The organism is Curtobacterium sp. NPDC089185, assembly GCF_040685235.1.
Lineage (GTDB): Bacteria > Actinomycetota > Actinomycetes > Actinomycetales > Microbacteriaceae > Curtobacterium > Curtobacterium citri.
On sequence record NZ_JBFBHK010000003.1, the window covers coordinates 210,653 to 237,359 of the forward strand.

General features: G+C 71.9%; 25 protein-coding genes. 8 read left to right on the forward strand and 17 right to left on the reverse strand.

All coding sequences use genetic code 11. The annotated features are described in order from the left end of the window. The first annotated feature begins 11 nt into the window (after positions 1-11). A complete protein-coding gene (locus AB0N84_RS04505; protein ID WP_069712156.1) occupies positions 12-593 on the forward strand; it encodes a TetR/AcrR family transcriptional regulator in 582 nt (193 codons plus the stop codon). Between the two features lie 59 nt (positions 594-652). On the opposite strand, the gene AB0N84_RS04510 is transcribed toward AB0N84_RS04505, so the two are convergent. The 5 genes from AB0N84_RS04510 to AB0N84_RS04530 all read right to left on the reverse strand — a co-directional run bounded on the left by AB0N84_RS04510 (position 653) and on the right by AB0N84_RS04530 (position 7,289). After that, positions 653-1,195, reverse strand: a complete 543-nt coding sequence (locus AB0N84_RS04510) for a hypothetical protein (RefSeq protein WP_363544022.1) — start codon at positions 1,193-1,195, stop codon at positions 653-655. Positions 1,196-1,239: 44 nt separating this feature from the next. After that, the gene (locus AB0N84_RS04515; protein ID WP_363544025.1) at positions 1,240-2,628 is read right to left on the reverse strand and encodes an MFS transporter; all 1,389 of its coding nucleotides are present in this window, start codon (positions 2,626-2,628) and stop codon (positions 1,240-1,242) included. 122 nt (positions 2,629-2,750) lie between these two features. After that, positions 2,751-3,896 carry a cystathionine gamma-synthase gene (locus tag AB0N84_RS04520; RefSeq protein WP_363544029.1) on the reverse strand — a complete coding sequence of 382 codons (1,146 nt, stop codon included), beginning with the start codon at positions 3,894-3,896 and terminating at the stop codon, positions 2,751-2,753. A 46-nt stretch (positions 3,897-3,942) separates the two neighbouring features. Further along, positions 3,943-5,307 (reverse strand): cystathionine beta-synthase, encoded by a 1,365-nt coding sequence (locus AB0N84_RS04525; protein WP_363544032.1) that lies wholly within the window; start codon positions 5,305-5,307, stop codon positions 3,943-3,945. An 86-nt stretch (positions 5,308-5,393) separates the two neighbouring features. Beyond that, entirely contained in the window at positions 5,394-7,289 is a 1,896-nt protein-coding gene (locus tag AB0N84_RS04530) for an ABC transporter ATP-binding protein (RefSeq protein ID WP_363544177.1), read from the reverse strand. 117 nt (positions 7,290-7,406) lie between these two features. On the opposite strand from AB0N84_RS04530, the gene AB0N84_RS04535 reads away from it, so the two are divergent. Both AB0N84_RS04535 and AB0N84_RS04540 read left to right on the forward strand, forming a co-directional pair. Beyond that, entirely contained in the window at positions 7,407-8,831 is a 1,425-nt protein-coding gene (locus AB0N84_RS04535; RefSeq protein WP_363544035.1) for an amino acid permease, read from the forward strand. A gap of 267 nt (positions 8,832-9,098) precedes the next feature. Further along, entirely contained in the window at positions 9,099-9,926 is an 828-nt protein-coding gene (locus AB0N84_RS04540) for a hypothetical protein (protein WP_363544038.1), read from the forward strand. Positions 9,927-10,073: 147 nt separating this feature from the next. Here AB0N84_RS04540 and rplL read toward each other — a convergent pair whose 3' ends face one another. The 4 genes from rplL to AB0N84_RS04560 all read right to left on the reverse strand — a co-directional run bounded on the left by rplL (position 10,074) and on the right by AB0N84_RS04560 (position 13,528). Continuing rightward, entirely contained in the window at positions 10,074-10,457 is a 384-nt protein-coding gene (gene rplL / locus AB0N84_RS04545) for a 50S ribosomal protein L7/L12 (protein ID WP_069712149.1), read from the reverse strand. Between the two features lie 51 nt (positions 10,458-10,508). Continuing rightward, the gene (gene rplJ / locus AB0N84_RS04550; RefSeq protein ID WP_069712148.1) at positions 10,509-11,024 is read right to left on the reverse strand and encodes a 50S ribosomal protein L10; all 516 of its coding nucleotides are present in this window, start codon (positions 11,022-11,024) and stop codon (positions 10,509-10,511) included. A 291-nt stretch (positions 11,025-11,315) separates the two neighbouring features. Then, positions 11,316-12,776, reverse strand: a complete 1,461-nt coding sequence (locus AB0N84_RS04555) for an ATP-binding protein (protein WP_363544042.1) — start codon at positions 12,774-12,776, stop codon at positions 11,316-11,318. An 11-nt stretch (positions 12,777-12,787) separates the two neighbouring features. Next, on the reverse strand, positions 12,788-13,528 hold the full coding sequence (locus AB0N84_RS04560) for a response regulator transcription factor (RefSeq protein WP_182045986.1): 741 nt from the start codon (positions 13,526-13,528) through the stop codon (positions 12,788-12,790). Positions 13,529-13,654: 126 nt separating this feature from the next. On the opposite strand from AB0N84_RS04560, the gene AB0N84_RS04565 reads away from it, so the two are divergent. The 3 genes from AB0N84_RS04565 to AB0N84_RS04575 are packed head-to-tail and all read left to right on the forward strand — an operon-like array spanning position 13,655 to position 16,784. Then, positions 13,655-14,710 (forward strand): acyl-CoA dehydrogenase, encoded by a 1,056-nt coding sequence (locus AB0N84_RS04565; protein WP_363544045.1) that lies wholly within the window; start codon positions 13,655-13,657, stop codon positions 14,708-14,710. Continuing rightward, on the forward strand, positions 14,707-16,056 hold the full coding sequence (locus AB0N84_RS04570; protein WP_363544047.1) for a bifunctional PIG-L family deacetylase/class I SAM-dependent methyltransferase: 1,350 nt from the start codon (positions 14,707-14,709) through the stop codon (positions 16,054-16,056). Before AB0N84_RS04565 ends, AB0N84_RS04570 begins: the two co-directional genes overlap by 4 nt. Beyond that, the gene (locus AB0N84_RS04575; protein ID WP_363544049.1) at positions 16,053-16,784 is read left to right on the forward strand and encodes a glycosyltransferase; all 732 of its coding nucleotides are present in this window, start codon (positions 16,053-16,055) and stop codon (positions 16,782-16,784) included. The genes AB0N84_RS04570 and AB0N84_RS04575 overlap by 4 nt, the downstream gene beginning before the upstream one ends. A 39-nt stretch (positions 16,785-16,823) precedes the next feature. Here AB0N84_RS04575 and AB0N84_RS04580 read toward each other — a convergent pair whose 3' ends face one another. From AB0N84_RS04580 to AB0N84_RS04605, 6 genes are all read right to left on the reverse strand, one after another. Then, a complete protein-coding gene (locus AB0N84_RS04580; RefSeq protein WP_363544051.1) occupies positions 16,824-17,774 on the reverse strand; it encodes a biopolymer transporter Tol in 951 nt (316 codons plus the stop codon). A gap of 112 nt (positions 17,775-17,886) precedes the next feature. Beyond that, a complete protein-coding gene (locus tag AB0N84_RS04585) occupies positions 17,887-18,726 on the reverse strand; it encodes a carbohydrate ABC transporter permease (protein ID WP_182045981.1) in 840 nt (279 codons plus the stop codon). Continuing rightward, a complete protein-coding gene (locus AB0N84_RS04590; RefSeq protein ID WP_182045980.1) occupies positions 18,719-19,714 on the reverse strand; it encodes a sugar ABC transporter permease in 996 nt (331 codons plus the stop codon). The genes AB0N84_RS04585 and AB0N84_RS04590 overlap by 8 nt, the downstream gene beginning before the upstream one ends. 173 nt (positions 19,715-19,887) lie before the next feature. Then, positions 19,888-21,189 (reverse strand): sugar ABC transporter substrate-binding protein, encoded by a 1,302-nt coding sequence (locus tag AB0N84_RS04595; RefSeq protein ID WP_182045979.1) that lies wholly within the window; start codon positions 21,187-21,189, stop codon positions 19,888-19,890. A gap of 111 nt (positions 21,190-21,300) precedes the next feature. After that, on the reverse strand, positions 21,301-22,449 hold the full coding sequence (locus AB0N84_RS04600; protein ID WP_363544054.1) for a Gfo/Idh/MocA family oxidoreductase: 1,149 nt from the start codon (positions 22,447-22,449) through the stop codon (positions 21,301-21,303). Beyond that, entirely contained in the window at positions 22,446-23,192 is a 747-nt protein-coding gene (locus tag AB0N84_RS04605) for a sugar phosphate isomerase/epimerase (protein ID WP_182045977.1), read from the reverse strand. Before AB0N84_RS04605 ends, AB0N84_RS04600 begins: the two co-directional genes overlap by 4 nt. 143 nt (positions 23,193-23,335) lie before the next feature. Between AB0N84_RS04605 and AB0N84_RS04610 the strand changes: the two genes are divergently transcribed. Both AB0N84_RS04610 and AB0N84_RS04615 read left to right on the forward strand, forming a co-directional pair. Beyond that, positions 23,336-24,547, forward strand: coding sequence for an ROK family protein (locus tag AB0N84_RS04610; protein WP_182045976.1), 1,212 nt, complete (start codon positions 23,336-23,338; stop codon positions 24,545-24,547). A 59-nt stretch (positions 24,548-24,606) separates the two neighbouring features. Next, positions 24,607-25,308: a YqaJ viral recombinase family protein gene (locus AB0N84_RS04615; RefSeq protein ID WP_363544057.1), complete on the forward strand. Its 702-nt coding sequence runs from the start codon at positions 24,607-24,609 to the stop codon at positions 25,306-25,308. On the opposite strand, the gene AB0N84_RS04620 is transcribed toward AB0N84_RS04615, so the two are convergent. After that, positions 25,305-25,913, reverse strand: a complete 609-nt coding sequence (locus tag AB0N84_RS04620; RefSeq protein ID WP_363544059.1) for a Pr6Pr family membrane protein — start codon at positions 25,911-25,913, stop codon at positions 25,305-25,307. The genes AB0N84_RS04615 and AB0N84_RS04620 overlap by 4 nt on opposite strands. A gap of 85 nt (positions 25,914-25,998) precedes the next feature. Continuing rightward, on the reverse strand, positions 25,999-26,688 hold the full coding sequence (gene rplA / locus AB0N84_RS04625) for a 50S ribosomal protein L1 (RefSeq protein WP_069712137.1): 690 nt from the start codon (positions 26,686-26,688) through the stop codon (positions 25,999-26,001). Positions 26,689-26,707 lie beyond the last annotated feature (19 nt).

Below are 26,707 nucleotides of genomic sequence, written 5' to 3' on the forward strand. Positions count from 1 at the left end.
GGGGTGGTGTCGTGGTCGACGCCCGCATCCTGCACACGACGGCAGCGCTGCGCGAGGCGATCCTCCGACTCGCCGCCGATCGCCCCGTGTCCCGGATCACCGTCGCCGACGTCACCCGCGCCGCGGGGATCAACCGCGCCACCTTCTACTCGCACGCCGTCTCCCCCGGGTCCCTGCTCGCCGACGTGCTCACGCCGGAGCTCGACCGGATCCGCGAGGAGGACGTCGAGGCCCGCCGCACCGCCGCCGCACGCGGAGCCGACACGGACGAGCTCGCCGCGATCACCCGACGGGGCATCGACGCCGTCGTCGAACACGTCGTCGCGCACCGCGACATCTACGCGCGGGGGCTCCCGGACACCGAGGACGCCTCGCTGCACCGGCTGCTCGTCGAGCACTTCACGGTGTCGAGCGCGCAGCACATCCGCGAGCTCGACGCCGCGGCCCGCCCGGCGATGCTCGACGACGTCGCCGCAGGGTTCGTCGCACAGGGCTTCGTCGGCGCGATCGGCGCCTGGCTCGCCGGACCACGGCGCTCCCGCAAGGCCCTCGTCGAGACGATCACGCTGTCGTTCCCGGCGTGGTGGCACTGACCGACCGTCGTCCCGCCTGAGCGGCACCGTCCCCGGGCTCGGGCACTGGCGCGCCCGTATCAGTCGTCCGCGTCCGGCTGCTCGCCGCGCTGCAGTGACCGGACCACGTCGACCGCGGTGCGCGCGGTCGCGCCGGGGTCGTCTGACGTCGTCACCCGGTGGTCGGCCGAGACGCCGTCGCCCCCGGTCCCGCTCGCCGGCACCGCGTCGCCGAGCGAGACGACGACCACGCCGGCGTCGTGCGCCGTCTGCACCGCACCTGCGAGCGACCCCGCGTCGACGGCGCGGACCAGCAGCGCCTTCGCCCCGTCGCGGACGAGCCCGTCGACGGCCTGCCGCTGCGCCGTCGCGGCGTCCGGCCGGGGCGCCACACGGACGTCCGGCCGGAAGCCCGCGTCACCGAGCCCGTCCTCGAGGTCTGCCGCGAGCGCGTCGTCGCCCGGCGCGAGCACCACACCGACCACGGCGTTCCGGTCGAAGCCACCGTCGGAGCTCGTCAGGTCCGTGCTGCGCACGGGTGTGGGTGCCGCGGTCGTCGCACCCTGACACCCGGTGAGGGCGAGGGCGGCGCCCACCAGGACGGCGACGACGGTGATGCGCACTCCGGTCCTCCACTCGGTCGGTGTGCCACGCTACCGCCGGGACGTCAGCTCCGTGCGGGCCCCGCCGCGGGTGCCGGCACCGGACCGAGCCGGTGGACGGCGACGGCCGCCACGAGCGCGATGCCCGTCATCGCGACGAACACGAGCGGGAACGACCAGTCGCCGTCCGCTCCCCCGCTCCCCACGAACAGCAGGCCCGTGACCGCGAGCCCGACCACGCTGCCGGACGCGTCGGCGATGGTCAGCGCGGAACTCGCGAACCCGTCGTCGCCCTCGCGGGAGAAGCGCAGCGTGAGCATCGAGAGCCGCGGGTACATCGCGCCCATGCCCGCGCCGCCGACGAACCACCCGGCGACGAGCACCGCCCACGGCAGGTCCCAGAGCGCGACGGCGAGCGCCGTCAGCAGGCTCACCAGGACGAGCGCGAGCCCGGCGCGGAAGGTCCGGGCCGCGGTCAGGCGGTCCTCCCCGAGCCGCCCGTGCAGCCAGCTCGCGCCGGCCCAGCTCAGCGCCGCGACGGTGAGCGCCAGCCCCGCGGCCGACGCCGACAGCCCGTGGCGTTCCTGCAGCAGGAACGGCACGTACGCCTCGCTGCCGAAGAACGCCGCCGCGACGAGCCCGCGCAGCAGCACCACCGACGGCAGGCCGGGCGCGGCGCGGAAGGTCCCCGTCGGCAGCAGGGGCCGCAGCGCCGCCCAGGCCCCGACGACGCCGATCACGACCGCGGCGATCCGCGCCCCGACCCCGAGGTCCGGCGCCACGTTGAGCAGCAGGATCGCCACCGCCGCCCCCACCGACCAGGCGATCCGGCCGCGCTGCCACGCCGGACGACGCTCGACGGGCGGGGCGTGCAGGCGCGAGAGTGTCGGCACGAGCAGCGCGAACGCGACCAGTGCGATGACGAGCGCCCCGGCGAAGACCCAGTGCCACCCCCACACCTCGGTCACGATGCCGGCGAGCGCGGGTCCGATCAGCGCGGGCACCACCCACGCGGCCGCGAACCCGGCGAACACGGGGCCGTGCAGCTCCGCCGGGAAGATGCGGGCGACGAGCACGTACAGCACGACGTCGACGGCCCCGGCGCCGAACCCCTCGACCAGGCGCCCGACGAGGAAGACCTCCATCGTCGGTGCGAGCATCACCACGGCCGTGCCGATCGCGAAGAACGCGGCGGACACCCAGGCGACGATGCGGCCGCCCGAGCGGTCCGACCAGTTGCCGGCCAGCACCATGCCGGGCACCCCGGCGGCGAGCGGCGCGGCGAACGCGAGCGCGTAGAGGGTCTGCCCGTCGAGGTCGCGACTGATCTCCGGCATCACCGTGGTCATCGCCAGGTTCTGGAACGCGGCGACCCCGACGATCGCGACCATGCCGAGCGTCGCGAGGGCGTACCGCCCACCGAGGATCCCCGACCTCGTCGCCACGCTGCTCACCGGACCAGCCTAGGGGCCGGCACCGACGGTCCGACGGGCACCACGACGGACGGGAGGCGCCCCACCGGTCCGGTGGAGCGCCTCCCGTCCGTCGCCCTGTCGGTGCACGGCCCGTGGCCGCGTCAGCGGGACAGCGCCTGCAGCACGTCGGCGACGAGGTCGCCGCGGTCCTCGATGCCCACCGACAGCCGGACCACGTTCTCCGGCACCGCGAGCTCGGTCCCCTTCACCGACGCGTGCGTCATCTCGCTCGGGTACCCGATGAGCGACTCGACGCCGCCCAGGGACTCGGCGAGCGTGAAGACCTCGGTCGACTCGACGAACCGCTTCGCGGCCTCCGGCCCGCCCGTGAGGGCGACGGACAGCATGCCGCCGAAGCCGCTCATCTGCTTCGCCGCGACCTCGTGCCCGGGGTGGTCGGCGAGGCCCGGGTAGTACACGCGCTCGACACCCGGAGCGGACACCAGGGCCTCCGCCACGGCCTGCGCGTTCGACGAGTGGCGCTCCATGCGCACCGGGAGCGTCTTGATGCCGCGGGTGGTCAGGAACGCGTCGAAGGGCGAGCCGATCGCGCCCGCACCGAACTGCAGGAAGCCGACCTGCTCGGCGAACTCCTGGTCACGCAGCACGACGGCACCGCCGACCACGTCGGAGTGGCCGCCCAGGTACTTCGTCGTCGAGTAGGACACCGCATCGGCACCGAGCGACAGCGGCCGCTGCAGGTACGGCGAGGCGAAGGTGTTGTCGACGACGACGAGCGCGCCGGCCTCGTGCCCGACCTCGGACAGGAGCGTGATGTCGGCGATCTTCATGAGCGGGTTCGTGGGCGTCTCGACCCACAGGACCGTCTTCGCCGGGGCGCCCTCGAGCGCGGCGCGGACCCGGTCGACGTCGCTCATGTCGACCACCACGAGCTCGACACCCCACGGCACGTGCAGCCGGTTCACCAGGCGGTGCGTGCCGCCGTAGACGTCGTTGCCCATCACGACCCGGGAGCCGGGCTCCAGGTACGCGCGGAGCAGGGCGTCCTCGGCAGCGAGGCCGGACGCGAACGAGTACGCCGCGACGCCCCCGTCGAGGTCGGCGAGCAGGGTCTGCAGGGCGTCCCGCGTGGGGTTGCCCCCGCGGGAGTACTCGTAGCCGTTCCGCATGTTGCCGACGCCGTCCTGCACGTAGGTGCTGGTGACGTGGATGGGCGGGATGACGGCGCCGGTGGTGGCGTCGGGGTCCTGGCCGGCGTGGACGGCGCGGGTGGCGAACTCGGTCATGCGTGCTTCGGTTCCTCGGGGGTCGGGGGTCACTCGGCGAGCGGGGTCACTCGGAGAGGGAGGTCAGGAGGTCGTGACGGGTCAGGACCGTCACGGGCTTGCCGTCGTCGACGACCAGGAGCGCGTCGACCGTCTCGAGCGCACGGCGGGCCGCCGACAGCGACTCCCCCACGCCGATGAGCGGCAGCGGGTCGCCGACGGAGCCGCTGACCGCGTCGGTCATGGCGACGACGCCGGTGAAGACCTGCTCGAGCAGGTCCTTCTCGGCGACCGCACCGACGACCTCGCCGATGACGACGGGCGGTTCGGCGCTGAGGACGGGCATCTGCGAGACGCCGTACGTCGACATGATCTCGACCACGTCGCGGACCGTGTCCGACGGGTGCGCGTGCACGAGGTCCGGCAGGCGGCCGTCCTTGCCGGCGACGACCGACCCGACGGTCCGGGCGTCGTCGGTCTCGGCGAAGCCGTACGAGCGCATCCAGCGGTCGTTGAAGATCTTGCCGAGGTAGCCACGTCCGCCGTCGGGCAGGAGCACCACGACGACGTCGTCCTCGGTCAGGTCGCGGGCGGCGCGCAGTGCGGCGACGACGGCCATGCCGCTCGAACCACCGACCAGCAGCCCTTCCTCGCGCGCCAGGCGACGGGTCATGGCGAACGACTCCGCGTCGTTCACCGCGATGATCTCGTCCGGCACCTCGGGGTCGTAGGCGGGCGGCCAGATGTCCTCGCCGACGCCCTCGACCAGGTACGGCCGGCCGGAGCCGCCGGAGTAGACGGAACCCTCGGGGTCGGCGCCGACGATCCTGACGCCGCCGTCCGACACCTCCTTGAGGAACCGGCCGGCACCGGTGATCGTGCCGCCGGTGCCGACGCCGGCGACGAAGTGCGTGAGACGCCCCTCGGTGTCGCGCCAGATCTCCGGACCGGTCGTCTCGTAGTGGCTGCGCGGGCCGTTCGGGTTCGCGTACTGGTTCGGCTTCCAGGCGCCCGGGATCTCCTCCGCCAGGCGGTCCGACACCGAGTAGTAGGACTCCGGGTCGTCGGGTGCCACGGCGGTCGGGGTGACGACGATCTCGGCACCGTAGGCGGTCAGGACGTTCCGCTTGTCCTCGCCGACCTTGTCGGGCAGGACGAACACGCAGCGGTAGCCGCGCTGCTGGGCGACGAGCGCGAGCCCGACCCCGGTGTTGCCGGACGTCGGCTCGACGATGGTGCCGCCCGGACGCAGCTCACCGGATGCCTCGGCGGCGTCGATGATCCTCGTCGCGATCCGGTCCTTCGCGGAGCCACCGGGGTTCAGGTACTCCACCTTCACGAGGACGGTGGCCCGGATCCCCTCGGTGACACGGTTCAGGCGGACGAGCGGGGTGTCGCCGACGAGGTCGACGACGGAGTTCGCGTAACGCACGCCGCAGAGTCTAGGCGGCACCCCCGGCGGTGCGCCGGGATGCGACGCCGGATTGCGCGGCGGTCCCTCGGTCGTCGGCGCGCAGCTCAGCGCCCGGCGTCGACGGGCGCGTCCTGCTGGTGGAAGGCGTCCTGCTGGTGGAAGAGGGACGCGTAGACGCCGTCGCGCGCGAGCAGCTCGTCGTGCGACCCCCGCTCGACGATCTGCCCGTGGTCGAGCACGAAGATGACGTCGGCGTCGCGGACCGTCGACAGCCGGTGCGCGATCGAGATCGTGGTCCGTCCGGCGGCAGCGGTGTCGAGCGCGGTCTGCACGACGTGCTCGGAGATCGAGTCGAGCGCGCTCGTCGCCTCGTCGAGCACGAGCACCGGCGGGTCCTTGAGCAGCACCCGCGCGATCGCGATGCGCTGCTTCTCGCCGCCGGAGAGCCGGTAGCCGCGCTCCCCCACGACGGTGTCGTAGCCGTCCGGGAAGGAGGCGATCGTGTCGTGGATGTTCGCGGCCCGCGCGGCCCGCTCCAGCTCGGCGGCGGTCGCGTCCGGCTTGGCGTACCGGAGGTTGTCGCCGATCGTCGCGTGGAACAGGTACGTCTCCTGGCTGACGATGCCGACGTGTCGCATCAGGTCCTCGTGCTCGAGGTCGCGCACGTCCTGCCCGGCGAAGCGCACCGAGCCCGCCGACGCCTCGTACAGCCGCGGCACCAGGTACGAGATCGTCGTCTTGCCCGCGCCCGAGGGACCGACGAATGCGGCGAACTGGCCGGGCTCGAGGTCGAAGGAGACCCCGCGGAGCGTCGGCTTGTCCGGCTCGCCGTCGGGGTAGGCGAAGGTGACGTCCTCGAACGCCACGTGCCCGACCCGACGCTCGTCGACCTTCTGGGCGGTGGGCGCGTCGGTGATCGCCGGCCGCAGGTCGAGGTACTCGAAGATGCGGGCGAACAGCGCGCCCGAGGTCTGCAGGTCGAGGACCACGCGGAGCAGGCCGACCGTCGGGAACAGCAGCCGCGACTGCACCGTGGTGAAGGCCACGATCGTGCCGGCGGTGATGGGGACGTCGCCGATGATGAGGTACGCGGCGACGACGTAGATGACCGCGGGGATGATCGACAGGAAGACCTGGACGATGGCGAAGAACCACTGTCCGGACATCTGCTGGCGCACCTGCAGCTGGATCTGGTTCCGGTTCTCGTCCCCGTAGCGCTGCGTCTCGCTGCGCTGCTGGTTGAAGGACTTGGCGAGCAGGATGCCGGAGACGCTGAGGGCCTCCTGGGTGATCGCGGTCATGTCCGACAGCGACTCCTGCGTCTGCCCCGCGATGCGCGCGCGGACCTGACCGACCCGACGCTGCGCGATGACCAGGAGCGGCAGCAGGACCACCGCGACGATCGTCATCTGCCAGCTGAGCAGGAGCATCGCGACCACGGCGGCGATGACCGTGACGGTGTTGCCGAGCACGGACGAGATCGTGTTGTTCAGCACGCTCGCGACCCCGCCGACGTCGTTCTGCAGACGCGACTGGATCACACCGGTCTTCGTGCGCGTGAAGAACGCCAGTTCCATGCGCTGCAGGTGGGCGAACAACCGCATGCGCATCGCGCCCATGACCTTGTTGCCCACCGTCGCGGTCAGGTACGTCTGCCAGATGCCGACCCCGGCGCTCGCGATCCAGAGGGCCACCATGCCGCCGACGAGCTCGAGCAGCACGGGGACGTCCGGCCGTCCCGAGGGCGGGAACAGCCCGCGGTCGAACGCCTGCTGGGTGAGCAGCGGGGGGATGACCGACAGAGCGGCGCCGACCAGGACGAGGGCCACCGTGAGGACGATCGCGCGGCGGTGCGGCACGAACAGGCCGGCGATGCGGCGGACCAGGTGCGGGATGCGCGGCGCCTCGGCGTTCGCGGCTCGCTGCGCCTGGACGTCCCCGCTCGAGATGCGCCCGCCGCCGCGCGGACCGCCTCCACCGACCCGCGCGCCGTGCCCCATGCTCATGCGCCCAACCTAGACCCGGCTCCGGACACCGGCGGTGTGCGACGTATTTGACCCCGTTCAGGGGCCGTGCCACCATCAGCAGTCCCCTTCCCCCGCTCCACCAGAGGTCCCATGACGTCCGCGCCCACCCGCCCCACGTCCCTCCGTCAGCAGCTCGCGCGGCGCAAGCCGATCGAGCAGCTGCAGGCCGAGGCCGCGCGCGGGGTGGACGGCGCACCGCTCCGCCGGTCGCTCGGCGTGTGGCACCTCACGATGATCAGCGTCGGCGCGACCCTCGGCACCGGCATCCTCGTGGTGCTCGGCACCGCGGTCCCGCTGGCCGGCCCGGCGGTCTGGATCTCGTTCGTGCTCGCGGGCGTCGCGGCCCTGCTCTCGGCGCTCTCCTACGCCGAGATGGCCGGCGCCGTGCCGACCTCGGGCTCGAGCTACTCCTACACCTACGCGACCATGGGCGAGGGCATCGCGTGGGTCTGCGGGTGGTGCCTCGTCCTCGAGTACGCCGTCTCGGTCGCCGCGGTCGCCGTCGGCGCGAGCGAGTACGTCGACGAGACCCTGCGCGTCTTCGGGCTGCACCTGCCGACAACCATCGCCGCACCACCCGGGGACGGCGGCGTCGTCAACCTTCCGGCGGCGGTCCTGGTGCTCCTCGCCACGGCGGTCCTGCTGCCCGGCGCGCGGGAGAGCGCCTGGGTGAACACGCTGATGGTCGTCGTGAAGATCGCCCTGCTCGTCTTCTTCGTCGTCGTGGCGTTCACGGCGTTCCGGGCGCAGAACTTCGAACCGCTCGCGCCGATGGGTGCCGCCGGGGTGACGGCCGCGGCCTCCCGTCTGTTCTTCTCGTACATCGGGTTCGACGCCGCGTCGACCGCCGGCGAGGAGGCGAAGGACCCCCGCCGCGACCTCCCCCGCGCCATCATCGGCTCGATCGCGCTCATCACCGCGCTGTACATCCTCGTCGCGATCGCCGCGATCGGGGCCCGTGCCTGGACGTCGTTCTCGTCCGACGAGGCCTCGCTCGTCCGCATCGTGGTCGACGTCACCGGCCGGCCGTGGGTCGCCCTGGTCTTCTCCGTCGGTGCGGTCGTCGCGATCGCGAGCGTCGTGCTCACCGTGCTCTACGGGCAGACCCGCATCCTGCTCACCATGGCCCGGGACGGCCTGGTGCCGAAGCTGTTCGGCCGGGTCTCGCACCGGACCGGCACGCCCGTCGCCGGCACCCTGGTGGTCGGCGTCGTCGTCACCGTGGTCGCCGCCCTGGTGCCGCTCGGCGAACTCGCCGACGCCACGAGCATCGGCACGCTCGTCGCCTTCGCGCTCGTGAACGTCTCGGTGCTCGTCCTGCGCCGCAGCCGACCGGACCTCGAGCGCTCGTACCGGGTGCCGCTGTTCCCGGTCGTCCCGGTCCTCGGCACGCTCTGCTGCGTCCTGCTCGCGGTGTTCCTCGGCGCCGGGACGTGGATCGCGTTCGGCGTGTGGATGCTCGTCGGCGCCGCGCTCTACCTGGCCTACGGCCGCCGCCACAGCACGCTGCGCTGACGCGCTGCCGGCGGCCGAGCCTCGTCTCAGCGGACACTTTCGCAGTCCCGAAGCCGCGAAAGTGTCCGCTGACACGAGCCTCGCGATCCCTCCCCACGCGCGAGTCGCAGCGTCGCCGTCCACAAGTCGGCCGACGCGTACCCGGGCGAGCCTGCTCTGCACGACCGTGGCGGAATGCGACACCACCGAGAACGTCCGGCGCTCCTCCGCGCCGAGGACGACGCATCGTCCCGGACGCTGCGGCGGCAGCACCGTGCGGGTTCAGTCGTGCGACTGCGCGCGGGCGTGTACATCGCCCGATCGTCATGGGAGCAGCTCGACGCGAGCGACCGGCACCTCGTCCGGGCCTGGGCCGTGGCCCCGGCGGTCCCGTCCGGCGGCGTCTTCTCGCACCTCACCGCGGCGCTGATCCACGGCTGGCCGGTCATCGGTCCCGTCCCCGAACGCGTCCACGTGACCGTCCCCGCCCTGGACACGACCGTCCACCGCGCGGGCCTCGTGCTGCACGCGCCCGGGATCGGACCGTTCGACCTCGCTCGCGCCCGGTTCGACGGGGTCGCGGTCACCGCTCCGACGACCACCGCCTCGGCCGTCGCGCGTTCAGCGCCCGTCCACGTCGCCGCCGTGGCCGTGGACGGGGCCGTGCGGACGGGCGCACTCGACGTCGCCGCCGTCGAAGCCGCGCTGCCGCCCGGCTCACACCGAGGCTCGAGGCGAGCCCGCGTGGTGCTCGCAGCGCTCGACGCCCGACACGAGTCCGTCGGCGAGTCGTACACCGCGGTCCGACTGGTCGAGAGCGGGTTCACCGCGGTCGTGCCGCAACACGAGTTCCGCCACGGTCGTGGTATCGATCGCGTGGACTTCTGGCTCCCGGAGACCGGCGTCGTCGTCGAGTTCGACGGCAAGCAGAAGTACGTGGACCGTGCGATGCTCGCCGGCCGTGATCCGGCAGAGGTGGTCTGGCAGGAGAAGCTGCGCGAGGACCGGATCCGACGACGACAGGAGGTGCGTGCCGTCGTCCGGGTGACCTGGTGGCACCTGGAGCGGCTCGACCGCTTCCAGGCCCTGCTCCGCTCGCACGACGTGTTCGGCTGAGACGAGACTCGCCTGGACGGACACTTTCGCGGTCCTCGAAGCACGAAAGTGTCCGCAGAGCCGAGTCTCGCGCCCACGCCCCCGCCCCGCACACGACGAAGGCCGCCGCCCCGAGGGGCAGCGGCCTTCGTGACCAGAAGGAACGAACTACGCGAGCTCGACCGTGGCGCCAGCAGCCTCGAGGGACTCCTTGGCCTTGTCAGCGGTCTCCTTGTTGACACCCTCGAGCACCTTGGCGTCGGGGGTCTCCACGAGCGCCTTGGCCTCGCCGAGGCCGAGCGACGTGAGGCCACGGACCTCCTTGATGACCTGGATCTTCTTGTCACCGGCCGACTTGAGCACGACGTCGAACTCGGTCTTCTCCTCGACCTCCTCGGCGGGGGCAGCAGCGCCACCGGCCGCGGCGACCGCGACGGGGGCAGCAGCGGTGACCTCGAAGACCTCCTCGAACTTCTTCACGAAGTCCGAGAGCTCGATGAGCGTGAGCTCCTTGAAGGCCTCGATGAGCTCGTCCTGCGAAAGCTTCGCCATGATTTTCTCCTACTACTAGCTAGAACGTGTGGTTGATGAACGCGTGCCTGGTCAGGCCGCGGACTCCTGCTTCTCGCGGAGGGCGTCCACGGTGCGGACGGCCTGCGAGAGGGGTGCCTGGAACAGGTACGCAGCACCGAACAGCGAGGCCTTGAAGGCGCCGGCGAGCTTGCCGAGCAGGACTTCACGGGACTCGAGGTCGGCGAGCTTGTCCACCTCGGTCGCGGTGAGCGGGTTACCGTCGAAGTAACCGCCCTTCACCACGAGCTGGGGGTTCGCCTTGGCGAATGCACGCAGCGACTTCGCGACGGCGACGGTGTCACCGTGGACGAAGGCGAGAGCGGACGGACCGGCGAGCTCGTCGTCGAACGACGAGATGCCGGCGTTGTTCGCCGCGATCTTGGTCAGCGTGTTCTTCACCACGGCGTACGTGGCGTGCTCACGGATCGAGTTGCGGAGCTCCTTGAGCTGCGCGACCGTGAGACCGCGGTACTCGGTGAGCAGGACGGCGTTCGAGCTCTGGAATGCATCCGTGAGCTCGGCGACCGCAGCTTCCTTGTTCGCCATGGTTCTCCTTGGGGGTTTCTTGCCGGCTAGCCCCAGGTCGATGACTGTGACGAGCACAGTCCACACACGAAAAAAGCTCCGGCGCAGAGGCTCGGAGCTGCTCCCCCGCGAACGGGAGGAGTGGTTCTGAACACCTGCGCTGGACTCCCCACGGGTGAGGACCTTCGGTCTGCGCGCAAGCGCACAGACGACCGGCGGTCTTTGGCTTCGAAGAAGGTACCACAGGATCCGGACCGCGACCAACCGTCGGACGGGAGGCACGGTGCGGGCCCGCCCCGCACCTCCCGTCCGTCACGCGGTCGGGACCGCCGTCGCCGAGCCGTCGGCGGTCGCCACCGCCGGCCGTGTGGTCGGCAGGTGCACCGTGAACACGGTGTCCCCCGGCACGCTCGCCACCGCGACCCGACCGCCGTGCGCCTGCACGACCGCGTCCACGATGGCCAGGCCGAGCCCCGTCGACCCCGCGCTCCGCGACCGCGAGCTGTCCGCCCGGGCGAACCGCTCGAAGAGCTTCGGCAGGAACTCCGGGTCGATCCCCTGCCCGTCGTCGCGCACGGTCAGGTCGACCCCGTCCGCGACCCGGTGGATGCCCACGGTGATCCGGGTGCCCTCCGGGGTGTGCGTCCGGGCGTTCGTCACGAGGTTCACGACCACCTGGTGCAACCGCGCGGCGTCCCCGGGCACGACGACGGGCTCGGACGGCACGTCGAGCGCGATGACGTGGTCGGGCGATGCAGCGTGCGCGTCGTTCACGGCGTCGAGGACCAGACCGGTCAGGTCGACGTCGGCGAACTGGACCTCGCGGCCCTCGTCGAGCCGCGCGAGGAGCAGCAGGTCCTCGACCATGCTCGTCATCCGGACCGACTCGGACTCGATCCGGCTCATGGCGTACACGACGTCCGGCGGCAGGTCGGCCCCCATCCGGCGGGTGAGCTCGGCGTACCCGCGGACCGACGCGAGCGGGGTGCGCAGCTCGTGCGAGGCGTCCGCGACGAACTGCCGGACCTTTTGTTCGGAGCGCTCACGCGCCTGCATCGCCCCGGCGATGTGCCCGAGCATCCGGTTGAACGCGGTGCCGACGCGGCCGACCTCGGTCCGGGGATCGGTGTCGGGGACGCGCACGCCGTCGAGGGTCTCGCTGCGCTCCAGCGGCATCCGCGCGACGGCCGACGCGGTCTCGGCGACGCGGTCGAGCGGCCGGAGGGAACGACGGACCGCGGCCGCGGCCACCGCCGACGCGGCGAGCAGGGCGACGGCGGTGACGACGAGCACGACGCCGAGGAGCTTCCAGACGCTCTCGTAGACGGGTGCCATCGGCAGGCCGACGACGAGCACGGCGGGTCCGACCGGGGCGGCCGTGACGCGGTAGCGGCCGAGCTCGCTGCCGAGGTCGACCGTGTGCGCCGCACCGTCGACCGTCACCTCGCCGAGCGGCCGGGCGGCGGCGCTCGAGATCCGGTCCACGTCGCCGGCGTTGTCGAGCACGCTGCCGACCGCCGCGTTGCCGTTCAGGAAGTAGACGGTCAGGGTGCCCGCGGCCTGTCCGGAGGGCCGCCCGATCTCGAGGCTCGGGCCGTTCGGGCCCTGGTTCTGCAGGGACTTCTGCGCCCGGCTCGTGGCGTACTGCAGCTGCTGGTCGATCGCCGACCGCTGGATGGAGAACAGCGCGATGATGCTCCCGGCACCGATCACCGCGCTCACGGCGACGACCAGCGCCACCGTGCTCAGGACGAGCCGTCGACGGAGGGTCACGTCGCCGCCCCTCAGGACGTCGGCTTGATGACGTACCCGACGCCCCGCACCGTGTGGATCATCGGGGTCTCGCCGGCGTCGATCTTCTTGCGCAGGTAGGAGATGTAGATCTCCACGACGCTGGACTTGCCGCCGAAGTCGTAGGACCACACGCGGTCGAGGATCTGCGCCTTGCTCAGCACCCGCCGCGGGTTCCGCATGAGGAAGCGCAGGAGCTCGAACTCGGTCGCGGTCAGCTCGACGGGCCGCCCGGCGCGGGAGACCTCGTACGACTCCTCGTCGAGCACGAGGTCACCGACCACGATGCGGGAGTCGCCGGCCTCGGACACCGAGATCTGCGAGCGGCGGATGAGTCCGCGGAGCCGGGCCACGACCTCCTCGAGCGAGAACGGCTTCGTGACGTAGTCGTCGCCGCCCGCCGTGAGGCCCGTGACGCGGTCCTCGACGGAGTCCTTCGCGGTGAGGAAGAGCACCGGGGTGTCGTCGTCGGCCTGTCGGAGCCTGCTGAGGACCTGGAGGCCGTCGAGGTCCGGCATCATCACGTCGAGCACCATCGCGTCGGGCTTCCACTCGCGCGCGGTGGCGAGGGCGTCCTGCCCACCGTTCGCGCTCTTCACGTCCCACCCCTCGTACCGGAGCGCCATCGAGAGCAGGTCCGTCAGGCTGGCCTCGTCGTCGACGACGAGGATGCGCAACGGGGTGCCGTCGAGGCGGGTGAGACGTGGGGCTGCGGCGGGCTGGGAGATGGTCACGTCTTCGAGTATCGAGGGATTCCTATGAGGCGTCTGTGGAGCGCCCCTCTGCGTTCTGTGGATCGCACGACAGGAGCCGGAGGAGTCCGGGTACGCCCTCGGCACGCACCCCGTAGCGTCGGGGTCATGCTGCGTTCCCCCGCCTGGCCACCGTCCGCTGCGGCGGTCCGGACCGCGGACGTCGAGGCGTCTGCCGGGAGGCCCGGTGCGACCCCGTCCGAGCGGCTCACCGTCGCGCGGACCCTCGCGTCCACCACCCCGCTCCTGACCTCCGGCACCGCCGGTGCCGTCCTCGCCACGCTGGCGGCGGTCGCCGCAGCGGACGTCGCGACGGCCCGCACCGTCGAGCCGCACCTCGACGCGCTCGGCATCCTCGCCCAGGCCGGGGTCCCCGTGCCCGACGACTCGACGTGGGGAGTGTTCGCCGCGGAGGCCCCCGGCCTCCGACTCGAGGCGACGAGGGACTCCTCGGGCGGCGTGCGGCTGCACGGGGTCAAGCCGTGGTGCTCGCTCGCCTCGTCGCTGTCCCACGCCCTCGTCACCGCGCACGTCGGCGACGAGCGGCAGCTGTTCGCGGTCGACCTGCGGCAGCCGGGCGTCACGGTGCACGACGAGTCGTGGGTCGCGCGCGGGATGCCCGACGTGCCGAGCGGGCCGGTCGAGCTCGACGGTGTCGCCGCGGAGCCGGTCGGCGACCCGGGGTGGTACCTCACCCGACCGGGCTTCGCCTGGGGCGGGATCGGCGTCGCTGCCTGCTGGTGGGGCGGTGCGGTGGGCCTGGCCCGGCTGCTGCGCGCGACCGCCGCGGCCCGTCCGTCGTCCGAGCTGCTGCAGGAGGCCCTCGGCGCCACCGTCCTCGACCTCGCCGACGCGGAGGACGCCCTCGCGACGGCGGCGGCCCGCATCGACGGCAGCGCGCACGGTGCGGACACCGACCCCGGTGCTGACACCGACCCCGACTGGTCGCTCCTGGCGCAGGTCACCCGCTCCCGGGTGCGCCGCGCGGTCGACGCCGTGCTGCAGCGTGTCGTGTCCACCGTCGGACCGGCACCGCTGACCCGGGACGTCGAGGTCGCCGCCCGCGTCGCCGACCTCGGGCTCTACGTGCTGCAGGACCACGGGGCCCGGGACACCGCCCGGGTCGGCCGGATCGTCGTCGAGCGCGGCGGTGTCGCGTGGTGAGCTTCGACCACCGGGAGCCCGGCACGGACCCCGCGGCGTGGACGGCGTTCCTGGCGGCCGTCCCCCCGACGCCCGTCGACCTGCGCGGTGTCGGCGCGGTCGTGGTCGTCGCGCCGCACCCCGACGACGAGACGCTCGGCGCCGGTGGGCTCGTCGCGGTGGCCGCGGACGCCGGGATCCCGGTGCACGTCCTGCTCGTCACCCGCGGGGAGCGCTCCCACCCGGACTCCCCCACGACCACACCCGAGGAGCTCGCGCCGCGACGGTCCCACGAGTTCCGCGCGGCGCTGCGCACCCTGCACCCCGCGGCGAGCGCCACCGAGCTGGACGTGCCGGACGGCGGCCTCCGCGAGCACGTCGACGTGCTCCGGACGGCCCTGGAGCACCGGCTCGCCGGGGCACCACGCCCGACGCTCGTGGTGGCCCCCTGGCGGGGCGACGGGCACCGTGACCACCGCATCGCCGGCGAGGTCGCCGAGCAGGTCGTCGCCGCGACCCCCGGCACCGACCTGCTCGCCTACCCGGTCTGGGCCTGGCACTGGGACGACCCCGCGGCCCCGGTGGCGCCGTGGGACCGGGCACGCGCGCTGCCGCTCGACGCCGACGTGCGCGACCGGAAGGCCCGGGCGCTCGCGGCGTACCCGTCGCAGACCGAGCCCCTGTCGGACGCCCCCGGGGACGAGCCGATCGTCGACGACCGGCACGCCGCACACCACCTGCGGGCCGAGGAGTGGTTCTTCGCACCGCTGCGGTCCCGGTCGGCGGAGTCGTTCGACGCGCACTACGCCCGGAAGCCCGAGGGGTGGGACTTCGACGGCTCCTGGTACGAGCAGCGGAAGCGCGCCGTCACCCTCGCGGCGCTGCCCCGTCCGCGGTTCCGCTCGGCCCTGGAGCTCGGCTGCGCGACCGGTGTCCTCACGGCGGCGCTCACCGAGCGGGCCGACCGCGTGACCGGCACCGACGTCGCGGCCGCCGCGATCGAGCAGGCACGCCGACGCGCTCCGGCCGCCCGGTTCGAGCAGGCCGCCTTCCCCGCCGAGTGGCCGTCCGGCCGGTGGGACCTCGTGGTCCTCTCCGAGGTCGGCTACTACCTGTCGCCGGACGACCTCGACCGGACCGTCGACCGCGTGCTCGACTCGCTCGACGACGACGGCGTCCTCGTCGCCTGCCACTGGCGGCACCCCGACGACGAGGCGGTGACCGACGGCGACACCGTCGACGCGCGCATCGCGGCCCGGTGGCCGCGCCCGGCGATCGTCCACCACGTCGAGGACGACTTCGTGCTCAGCGTGTTCCCCGGACCGTCGGTCGTGTCGGTCGCCCGGGCGCAGGGACTCGTCCGGTGAGCACCGCCCGCATCGACGTCGTGGTCCCGGTGCACGACGAGGAGGACTCGGTCGGCCGGTCGCTCGACGCACTGTCGGCGGCGGTCACGTCGCTCGCGCGCGACCGCCCCGGCGTCGCCGTCGGCGTGACGCTCGTGCTCGACGGCTGCACCGACGGCACCGCGGCGGTCGTCGACCGTGCGCGCCGGACCGACCCGACGTGGTCCGGTGGTGCCCTGCACGTCCGGACCTCCGCGCACGTGGGCGTCGGCCGTGCCCGTGCCCTCGGGACCGCGCACGCGCGGCTCCTCGCCGACGGGGTCGTCCCCGGCCGCCACTGGTTCGCGCACACCGACGCCGACTCCCGTGTGCACCGCGACTGGCTCGTGCAGCAGGTCGACGCGATGCTCGCCGGGGCGCACGTGCTCGTCGGCGCGGTCGTCCCCGACCCGGACGACCTCGACCCGGTCGTCCTCGAACGCTGGCGTCGGGCGCACCCGCCGGGGGCCACCCTCGGGCACGTGCACGGCGCCAACCTCGGCGTCCGGGCGGACGCCGACGCCGCCCTCGGCGGGTTCGACCCCGTCCCGGAGCACGAGGACGTCCGGCTGGTCGAGCGCGCCCGGGCGCTCGGTCTCGACGTCCGTGCCACGACCGAGCTGCCGGTGGTCACGAGCGGGCGCTTCGCCGGCCGCACCCCCGGCGGCTACGCCGAGCACCTCCGCCGCACCTACGGCGACGCCGTCTGATCCTCCCCCTCCGCAGGACGGGGCGGGACGGGGTCGGCGTCAGGCGACCGGGTAGTCGCAGTACGCGAACCAGCGCGAGCCCGGCGACCACGGCGGCACGTTGACGGTGCCCTGTCCGCCGTCGAGCGCGACGAGCGTCTCCGGCACGACGGCGATCCGTGCGCCGCGGACGAGCGACCCCGGGAGCAGGCGCAGCTCCACCCGGTGGTCGGCCGGGTGACCCTGCACGCCCGGCTCGTACGACAGGTAGAGCAGGTGCGCCCCGTCCGGGGAGACGTGCGGGAACCAGTTCACCCGGTCGTCCCCGGTGATCTGGACGAGGGTGTCCACGACGGCGTCGCCGGCCCCCGGTCGCAGCCACGCGAGCTGCGCCGTCCCCGGGGTGAAGCGCTCGGTGTTGAACACGACGACGTCCCCCACGACGGTGCAGCCGTCGTCGGGGTGCTCGTCGCGCGTCAGGAACGTCGTCGCCCCCGAGGCCGGGTCGACCAGGGCGACGTCGGTCGTCCAGACGCCCTCCGGCGTGCGCTCCCCCACGATCGCGGCGAGCGCCGAGCCGTCCGGGGCCACGCCGTGCAGGTAGTACTTCCGGACCACGGGCAGCACGGCGGCGGTGTCGGTGATGCGGTCCGCCGCCCCGCCGTCGGGCAGGGGCACCCGGTACAGCTCGCCGTCGCGGGCGCTCACCACGACGGACTCCCCCGAGGGGTCGAGCACGTGGTCGTTGTTGATCTCGTCGACCCCGGGCATCGGCACCCGCACGAGTGCGGTCTCGTCGAGCACGGTACCGCTGCCCGGCGCCGGCGGCGTCAGGAGCCAGAGGTCTCCGTCCCCGTTCAGCACGAGCGTGCCGTCCGCGCGCACGTTCGGTGCCTCCACGAGCACCGAGCGCGACTCGAACACGAGCCGGCTCGTCCGCGACGCGACGTCGTACACGTGCACACGGCTGGTCTGTCCGGGCAGCAGCTGGCGCCCGCGGTCCCCTGTCATGCGTCCATCCTGTCGGTCGTCGATCGGGCGAGGCTCGGACAGGCGGACATCTTCGCGGGCATGTCGCCGCGAAGATGTCCGCCGAGCCGAGCCTCGGGCACGCAGCCTCCGCCTACTTCACCGCACCCGCGGTCAGGCCGGCCACGAACTGGCGCTGCACGATGAGGAACGCGACCACGACCGGGATCGACACCACGAGCGACGCCGCCATGATCTGGTTCCAGTACACGTTCGTCTGCGTGGAGTACTGCTGCAGGCCGTTCGCGAGCAGCTGCCCGTCGCCGTTCGTCATGACCGAGGCGAAGAGCACCTCGCCCCACGCCGTCATGAACGAGTAGATCCCGACGGCCACCAGGCCCGGGCGGGCCGAGGGCAGGATGACGCGGAACAGCGCTCCCATCGGGCCGGAGCCGTCGACCATCGCGGCCTCGTCGAGCTCGCGCGGGATCGTCTCGAAGTACCCGGAGAGCATCCAGATCGAGAACGGCAGCGTGAACGTCAGGTAGGTGATGATCAGGCCGAGCCACGAGCCGACGAGCTGGATGCCGAGCGCGTTGCCGAGGTTCGTGAAGATGAGGAACAGCGGCAGCAGGAACAGCACGCCGGGGAACATCTGCGTCGAGAGCACCGCCGTGGTGAACGTGCTCTTGCCCTTGAAGTTCCACCGCGAGACGCCGTAGGCGGCGAACGTCGCGATGATGAGCGAGAAGACGGTCGCCACGGTGCAGACGACGAGCGAGTTGACGAAGTACTTCGCCAGCGGGACGGTCGACCACATGTCGATGAACGGCTGGAAGGTGATGTTCGTCGGGATCCACGTGAAGTTGTTCTGCACGTCGCCGAGCGGCTTCATGGCCGTGGTGACCATGACGTAGAGCGGGACGACCGTGAAGAGCGTCAGCAGGACGATCGTGACGATCTTGAACGACTTGGCGCCGAGTGTCTCACGCACGGACGGACCTCCGGTTGGTCACGGCCAGGTAGATGCCGGTGACGATGAGCAGGAAGAGCAGGAGCAGGACGCTCATCGCGGCCCCGGAGCCGAAGTTCCAGGTGATGAACGACGCGTTGTAGATGTGGAAGCTGAGGAGGTCGGCGGCCGGCGGCTGCGCGGTCGAACCGAACAGCACGAACGGCGTGTTGAAGTCGTTGAACGTCCACAGGAACATCACGAGCACGAGCGTCACGTTGACCGGACGGACCATCGGGAGCGTGATGGAGCGCCACTGCCGGAACGCCTTCGCCCCGTCGACCGAGGCGGCCTCGTAGACGTCGTTCGGCACGGACTGCAGACCCGCCATGAGCATCAGGAACGCGAACGGCCACGTCTTCCAGATCGCCACGACGACGACCGAGACGAACGCGTTGCTGCCGATGAGCCAGAAGGGGCCCTGTCCGCCGAACAGCCCGAGCTGGTCGACGAGGACGTGGTTCACCGCGCCGGAGTCGCGCTGGAGCATGAACTTCCAGGTGATGATGCCGGCGTACATCGGCAGTGCGTAGGGCACGAGGAACAGCGTGCGGAACAGCCCCTGTCCCTTGAACGGCTTCTGCAGCGCGACGGCGGCGGCCATGCCGAAGGTCCACGAGAGCGCCACGACGATGATCGTGTAGCCGCAGGTGATCAGGAACGAGTTGAGGACGCCCTGGCCGATCGCCTGGTCGAAGTCGACCGCGACCGAGTAGTTGCGGAGGCCCGCGAACGGCGCTGCGCCCCAGTTCGCGATGAAGTACTTGGTGAGCTGGACGAACGAGATCCAGATGCCGGTGAGCATCGGCACGATGTGGATGAGCAGTTCGAAGAGGATCGCGGGCGCGACCAGCGCGTACGGCAACCAGTGGCGCTTGGGCTTGCGCCCCGGCTGCGGCCCCGAGAGCGTCGGGGCCTTCGTGCGGGTCAGGTCGATGCGCTCGGATTCGGGCAGGACCGAGGTGGTCATGGGTGGGGGCCTTCCGGCAGGAGGGGGATCGGTGCTTCGCGACCCGGGACCGTGGCAGCGGTCGGGAGGCGCGGCGTGCGTGAGCCGATGCGCTCACCCCCGGCACGGGGCCGGGTGCGGGAGGAGGAGGCCCGGACGCGTCCTGGCGGACGCGACCCGGGCCTCCAGGCCGACTAGCCGACCGACTGCGAGACCTGGTCCTGCGCGGTCTGCAGCGCGGTCTTGATGTCGCTGTCCGACACCGTGCCGCCGGTCGCGATCTTGGCGAACATGTCGTTCATCGCCTTGCCGACCGTCGACTCGAACTGGTCCTCGGCGGGCACCAGCGGGAGCGGCTTCGCCTTGTTGTTGTAGATGTCGAGGAACGTCTTCGTCTGCTCGTCGGTGACCGAGTCGGCAGCGGAGGCGAGCACCGGCAGTGCCGAGTACGGCTTGTCGAGCGTGGTCTGGGTCTCCTCGCTCGTCATGAACTTGACGAACTTCAGCGCACCGTCCTTGTTCTTCGTGTTCTTGAAGATCGACAGGTTGATGCCGGCCGGGAAGGACGCGATGTCCTCCGCACCCTGCGGCGCCGGGAAGGGCACCACACCGAAGTCGTCGGCGGACATGCCGTTCGACGTGATCGTCGCGTTGGCGTTGTTCTGCGTCAGCATCATCGCGGCCTTCTTGTTCGCGAAGTCCGAGACCGCCTGCGTGCCGTTGTCGTACTGGGCGTTCGAGGTGTTGACGACCTTGTCCGACTGCATCAGGTCGAGGTAGCGCTTGATGCCGTCGACGTTCGCCTTCTGGGTGAACGTCGGCTTGCCGTCCTTGTCGAACCACTCGCCGCCGTTCTGCGCCGAGTTGATGAACGCGAAGTGCGCGTTCTCGGTGTACGAGCCACCGGCGATGGTGAAGCCGTAGGTGTCACCCGAGGTCAGCTTCTTCGCGTCCGCCGTCAGGTCCTCCCACGAGGTCGGGGCCTCGAGACCGGCGTCCTTGAACATCTGCTTGTTGTAGTAGAGCCCGTACGCGAGGCCGTAGAGCGGGACGCTCGTGACGGTCTTGCCCGGAGCGCCACCGGTGGACAGCGCGACCTTGCCGAACTTGTCGGCGCCGCCGATCGCCTGCATCTCCGAGTCGCCGAAGTCCTGGAAGGCGCCGGTGGCCTGGAGCGAGGTCGCCCAGGTGTTGCCGATGTTGACCACGTCGGGGCCCTGGCCCGAGGTGACGGCGGTGGTGATCTTCGTCTGCAGGTCGTTCCAGCCGATGACCTGGAGGTTCACCTTGATCCCGGTCTCCTTGGTGAACTTCTCGAGGACGGGGGTGAGCACCTCCTTGTCGTTCTGCAGGGACGTGCCCTGGTTCGACGCCCAGTACGTGAGCGTCTTCGAGTCGCCGGAGGATCCGGACGACCCGGAGGAGCAGGCCGCCAGACCGGTCACGGTGAGTGCCGCGGCCGCGGTGATGGCCAGTGCGCGGATGGCAGTGCGCATGACTCTCTACTTTCTCGTCGTTGAGATGGTGCTGAGGGTGGTGCTGCTGTGTCGGGTGCGGGGTGCAGCCGGTCCCGCGTGCGGACCGCGACGGTGCGGTCCGCGGGCGGGTCAGAGGGTCTGCTCCGCGGGGTCCCAACCCTCGGGGAGGGTCGGGGAGGGCTCGACCGTGCTCTCGACGAGCACGGTCTCACCACGTTCGGCGGCCTCGGCGATGGAGACCATCACGTCGAGGACGTGGAAGGCGAGGGCACCGGGGACCCGGTTCTCCCGCCCGGCACGGATCGAGCGGGCGAGGTCGACCACGCCCGTCCCGCGGGTGTACGTCGACCCGACGGCCGGGATCGTCTCGGGGCCGTCGGCACCGTGCGCGTAGAGCTCGGTGTCGCCGTCGAAGTCGTTCGGGTCCGGGAACACGACGGTGCCCTGCTCCCCCGCGATCTCGACGAAGCCGGTCCGGCCCCGGTCGGACTCGAACGAGAACACGCTCTGCGCGCTCGCGCCGCTGGCGAACTGGATGAGCGCGGAGTGGTTCGTCGGCACGTCGACGGGGAACTCGGTGCCCGCCTTCGGGCCGGAGCCGATCGTGCGCGTGGCACGGGACTTCGACGCGGTGGCCGTGACCTTCTCGACCGGACCGAAGACCTGCACGAGCGTGGTGATGTAGTACGGGCCGATGTCGAACAGCGGACCCGCGCCGTACGCGAACAGGAACTCGGGGCTCGGGTGCCACGACTCCGGGCCGGGGCTCTGGAAGAGCGTCAGACCGTTGAGCGGGGCGCCGATCCGGCCGTCGCGGATCGTGCGGAGCGCGGTCTGCAGGCCGGCACCGAGGAAGGTGTCCGGTGCGACGCTGACGGTCTTGCCTGCAGCGGCCGCGGCGTCGCGGAGCTGCGCGGCGCTCGTGCGGTCGAGCGCGTAGGGCTTCTCCCCCCACACGTGCTTGCCGGCGGCCAGCACCTGCAGCGCGACCTCGACGTGGGCGGCGGGGATGGTCAGGTTGACGACGATCTCGATGTCGTCGTCGGCCAGGAGCTGCTCGACGGTGCCCGACGAGGGGACGCCCCACTTCTCGGCCTGGGCGGCCGCGCGGTCGAGGTCGATGTCGGCGATGAACCGGACCTCGACGTCGGCGAACACGGTGAGGTTCGACAGGTACTGGTCGGAGATGACGCCGGCGCCGATGACGCCGACCCCGACCGGACCGGTGCGCTGCGTGGTCGTCCCCTGCTCGGCTGCCGCCGTGGTGGTGTCGGTCATGCGCGGACGCCCTCGAGGAACGTGTACGAGTCGGTGACGGCCTGGAAGACGTCGCCCTCGTGGTCGTCGAGCTCGACGACGTGCTGCGCGTCCGGTGCCGCGGCGACGATGTCCCGGATCGGCATGACGCCGTTGCCCACGGCGACCTGCCGCTTGTCGTCGTGCGAGCCGTCGCCGTCCTTGACGTGCAGGAACCGCACCTTGTCGCCGTACCGGCCGATGACCGCGACCGGGTCGTCGCCGCCGACCGTGACCCAGTAGGTGTCGAGTTCGAGCACGACGTCGTCGGACAGGGCGTCCGCGAACACCTGGTAGGCGCTGACCCCGTCGATGCGGTTCGAGAACTCGAACGCGTGGTTGTGGTAGCCGAGCACGAGCCCGTGGTCGGCGGCACGGGGGGCGAGGGCACTGAGCTCGCGGGCGATCGCCTCGACGTCCTCGCGGGTCGTCCAGCGGGCCTCGTCGATGTGCGGGTCGATGAGCGTCTGCATCCCGATCGTCGTGCTGGCGTGCATGATGCGCTCGAGGTCCTGCTCGCCGGCGTCCAGCAGCCGGGCGTGCCCGCTCGGTGCCTGCAGGCCGGCGTCGGCCAGGGCGTCGCGCAGTTCCTCGGCGTGCTCGACGTAGCCGAAGGCCTCGACGTTCGTGTAGCCGATGGAGGCGATGCGGCGGAGCGTGCCGGGCAGGTCTGCCGAGAGGGCGTCGCGCACCGTGTAGAGCTGGACCGAGAGGGGTTGGGTCACCAGGGGTTCTCCTCGTCGAGATGGTGGATCGTCACTGATCGAGGGGAACACTATGGCCGCTTCTGTCGGCGGTCAAGCAGAAGTTGCGAGCTCCTCGACAACCTTCGTTGCGTGGCGCGATCGATGTGTGCTTCACTCCCGGCATGGTCGACTTCACCCGGACGGCAGCGTCGCCTCCGGTCGGGACGAGCGAGCTCTTCCAGATCCTCCGCGACGGCGTGCCGCGGACCCGGGCGGAGCTGGCCGCCCTGACGGGACTCGCGCGCTCGACGATCGCCGTGCGCCTCGACGCCCTCATCGACGTCGGACTCGTCGGACCGGTCGAGACGGCAGCGTCCACCGGTGGTCGCCCGCCCGCGCGGGTCGCGCTGGTGCCGGGCGCCCGACTCGTGGTCGCCGCCGACCTCGGAGCCTCGCACGGACGCGTCGCGGTGACGGACCTCACCGCCACCACCCTCGCCGTGCGCGAGGCCCGCATCGACATCGCCGCCGGCCCCGTCCCGACGCTCACGTGGCTCGTCGAGACGGTGGACGTGCTGCTCGACGAGGTCGGTCGGTCGCGCGACGACGTCATCGCGATCGGCATCGGCGTCCCCGGTCCGGTCGAGTTCTCCACCGGACGCCCGGCGAACCCGCCGATCATGCCCGGGTGGGACGGCTTCGACGTCCCCGGGTGGCTCCGCGGACACGTCGCGGCCCACGTCCTGCTCGACAACGACGTCAACATCGCGGCGCTCGGGGAGCGCCAGCACGGCTGGCCGGACGTCGACCACCTGCTCTTCGTGAAGGTCGCCACGGGCATCGGCTCCGGGATCGTCTCGGACGGCCAGCTCCGCCGCGGCGCGCAGGGCACCGCCGGCGACATCGGGCACGTCCGGGTCTCGCGCGCCGGGGACGTGCCGTGCCACTGCGGCAACACCGGCTGCCTCGAGGCCGTGGCGTCCGGCCCCGCCATCGCCCGTGCCCTGCGGGCGAAGGGCCACGACGTGCACACGAGCGGCGACGTCATCGACCTGGTGAACCGGGCCGAGCTCGACGCCATCGGCGCGGTGCGGCAGGCGGGCCGCGACATCGGCGAGGTCCTCGCCACCTGCGTGTCGCTGGTCAACCCGTCGGTCATCACGCTCGGCGGGTCCATCACGCGCGCCGGGGAGCACCTGCTCGCCGGCGTCCGCGAGGTCGTCTACGCCCGCTCCACGCCCCTCGCCACCGAGCACCTCGTGATCGCGCAGTCGCGTGCCGGCTCCGTCGCCGCACTGCAGGGCGCGGCAGCACTGGCGATCGGCTACGCGCTCTCCCCCGCCGGGGTCGACGAGCTCGTGGCGTACGCCGAGGGACGCGCGCTCGTCTCCTGACGGCGGAAGGAGCGCGCGTCGGTTACCACCGTGTCGGCGCGCGGGGTGAGAATCGTCGGGTGACGATCGTGCAGCCCACCCTGTGGGGCGACCTGGACCCCGGCCTGGAGGAGGGCCCCGTGCCCGCCTCGCCGGTCACGTCCGGTACGCGGTCCGCCGCGGCCTCCGGTGCGTTCACCGCGCTCCGCGGGCACACCGACCGCATCGTCGCGCACTCGTCGGACCGCGTCGCCTGGCTGCGCGCCCGCGCGATGGGCATCACCGCGACCGACGTCGCCCGGCTCGCCTCGCTCCGCGCCGTCGAGGCCGTCGTCGCCGACAAGCGCTACGGCTCCCGGTTCTCCGGCAACGCGTTCACCGAGCACGGCAAGGACCGCGAACCGGTGATCGCCGCCTGGGTCGCGGCGACGCACGGCATCGAGCCCTCGGCCCACCTGTTCCACGCGAGCACGAACCGCGCGCACCTCGCCACACCGGACGGGGTCGGGTACGACGCCTCGCAGCGGCTCGTCCTCGCCGAGATCAAGACCACCGGCAAGGGCTGGCGCAGCATCCCGCGGCACTACCTGCGCCAGGTGTGGTGGCAGCAGTACGTGCTCGGCGCCGACCGCACCCTGTTCGTCTGGGAGCGTCACGACGAGTTCGTCCCGGTCGCCGATGAACCCGAGTGCCGGTGGGTCGACCGCGACGACGACCAGATCCGCGGACTCGTCCAGCTCGCCGACCTGGTGCTCGACAAGCTGCGGGCGTTCCGCGTCTAGACCCGCAGGGTCCGCAGGCGGCTGATCCCGATCACGAGGATGCCCGTGAGCGCGATGAACACCGCGATCCCGAGGCAGTACAGCGCGACCACGCCGTAGCCGAGGGACGGCGACAGGAACGGGTACGGCACCCAGCCGTCGGTCGCGCCGCGGACCAGCACGACGACGAGCCACACGGCCGGGTAGACCAGGAACCACCAGACGTGCCGGAGCCGGAGCCGGGCACGGTCGGAGAAGAGCAGCCAGTCGAGCACGACCCAGACCGGCACGACCCGGTGCAGCACGTCGTTCGACCACGACACCGACGTCGAGACGTCGACGTTCGTGAGCAGGGTGTTGTACACGATGCCCGTCGTGGCGATGTACACCGTCGCCGCCCCGCGCAGCAGGCTCACGCCGAGGTCGGCGCGCTTCCGACGGGCGGCGGACACGAGGGCGACGGCGAAGGCGACCGCCACGATCACGTTCGACTGGATGGTGAAGTACCCGAAGAAGTTGAACGGCGAGTACTGCGGCGTGCGCATGCTGACGAGCCACTGCGCCACGATCGCGACGACGACGAGGATGACCACGACGAGGCGCAGGGAGTTCACGAGGGTCCGCACGCACCCACGCTATCCGGCCCGGGCCCGGGAACGCAGGAAGGCCCGCACCGTGGTCGGTGCGGGCCTCCTGGGACTGATCAGTGGATCAGATGGCGTTGACGTCGAGCGGGATGCCCGGTCCGAAGGTCGTCGAGACGGCGCCCTTCGTGATGTAGCGGCCCTTCGAGGCGCTCGGCTTGAGGCGGACGATCTCCTCGAGCGCGGTCGAGATGTTCTCGTCGAGCTGCTCCGGGGTGAACGAGGCCTTGCCGACGACGAAGTGCACGTTGGCGTGCTTGTCGACGCGGAACTCGATCTTGCCGCCCTTGATGTCGCCGACGGCCTGCGCCACGTTCGGCGTCACGGTGCCGGTCTTCGGGTTCGGCATGAGGCCACGCGGGCCGAGCACCTTGCCCAGACGACCGACCTTGCCCATGAGGTCCGGCGTCGCGACGGCGGAGTCGAAGGCGGTGTAGCCCTCGGCGACCTTCGCGATGAGCTCGTCGCCACCGACCTCGTCGGCGCCGGCGGCGATGGCGGCCTCGGCCGCAGCGCCCACGGCGAAGACGATGACGCGGGCGGTCTTGCCCGTGCCGTGCGGCAGGATGACCGTGCCGCGGACCATCTGGTCAGCCTTGCGCGGGTCGACGCCGAGCTTCAGCGCGACCTCGACGGTGGAGTCGGTCTTCGCCGAACCGGTCTCCTTCGCGAGGGCGACTGCCTCGCTCGGGGTGTAGAACTTGTCGGCCTCGATCTTCGCGGCCGCGGCCTGGTAGGCCTTGGACTTCTTCGCCATGGTGTTCTCCTTGCAGAGC

Coding starts and splice junctions, on each gene's coding strand:
- AB0N84_RS04530 (WP_363544177.1), bottom strand. CDS start 7,289: ATGGGGCACGGCGCGCGGGTCGGTGGAGGCGGTCCGCGCGGCGGCGGG.
- AB0N84_RS04580 (WP_363544051.1), bottom strand. CDS start 17,774: ATGACAGGGGACCGCGGGCGCCAGCTGCTGCCCGGACAGACCAGCCGT.
- AB0N84_RS04590 (WP_182045980.1), bottom strand. CDS start 19,714: ATGACCACCTCGGTCCTGCCCGAATCCGAGCGCATCGACCTGACCCGC.
- AB0N84_RS04595 (WP_182045979.1), bottom strand. CDS start 21,189: ATGCGCACTGCCATCCGCGCACTGGCCATCACCGCGGCCGCGGCACTC.
- AB0N84_RS04600 (WP_363544054.1), bottom strand. CDS start 22,449: ATGACCGACACCACCACGGCGGCAGCCGAGCAGGGGACGACCACGCAG.
- rplL (WP_069712149.1), bottom strand. CDS start 10,457: ATGGCGAAGCTTTCGCAGGACGAGCTCATCGAGGCCTTCAAGGAGCTC.
- AB0N84_RS04535 (WP_363544035.1), top strand. CDS start 7,407: ATGACGTCCGCGCCCACCCGCCCCACGTCCCTCCGTCAGCAGCTCGCG.
- rplJ (WP_069712148.1), bottom strand. CDS start 11,024: ATGGCGAACAAGGAAGCTGCGGTCGCCGAGCTCACGGATGCATTCCAG.
- rplA (WP_069712137.1), bottom strand. CDS start 26,688: ATGGCGAAGAAGTCCAAGGCCTACCAGGCCGCGGCCGCGAAGATCGAG.
- AB0N84_RS04610 (WP_182045976.1), top strand. CDS start 23,336: ATGGTCGACTTCACCCGGACGGCAGCGTCGCCTCCGGTCGGGACGAGC.
- AB0N84_RS04565 (WP_363544045.1), top strand. CDS start 13,655: ATGCTGCGTTCCCCCGCCTGGCCACCGTCCGCTGCGGCGGTCCGGACC.
- AB0N84_RS04520 (WP_363544029.1), bottom strand. CDS start 3,896: ATGACCGAGTTCGCCACCCGCGCCGTCCACGCCGGCCAGGACCCCGAC.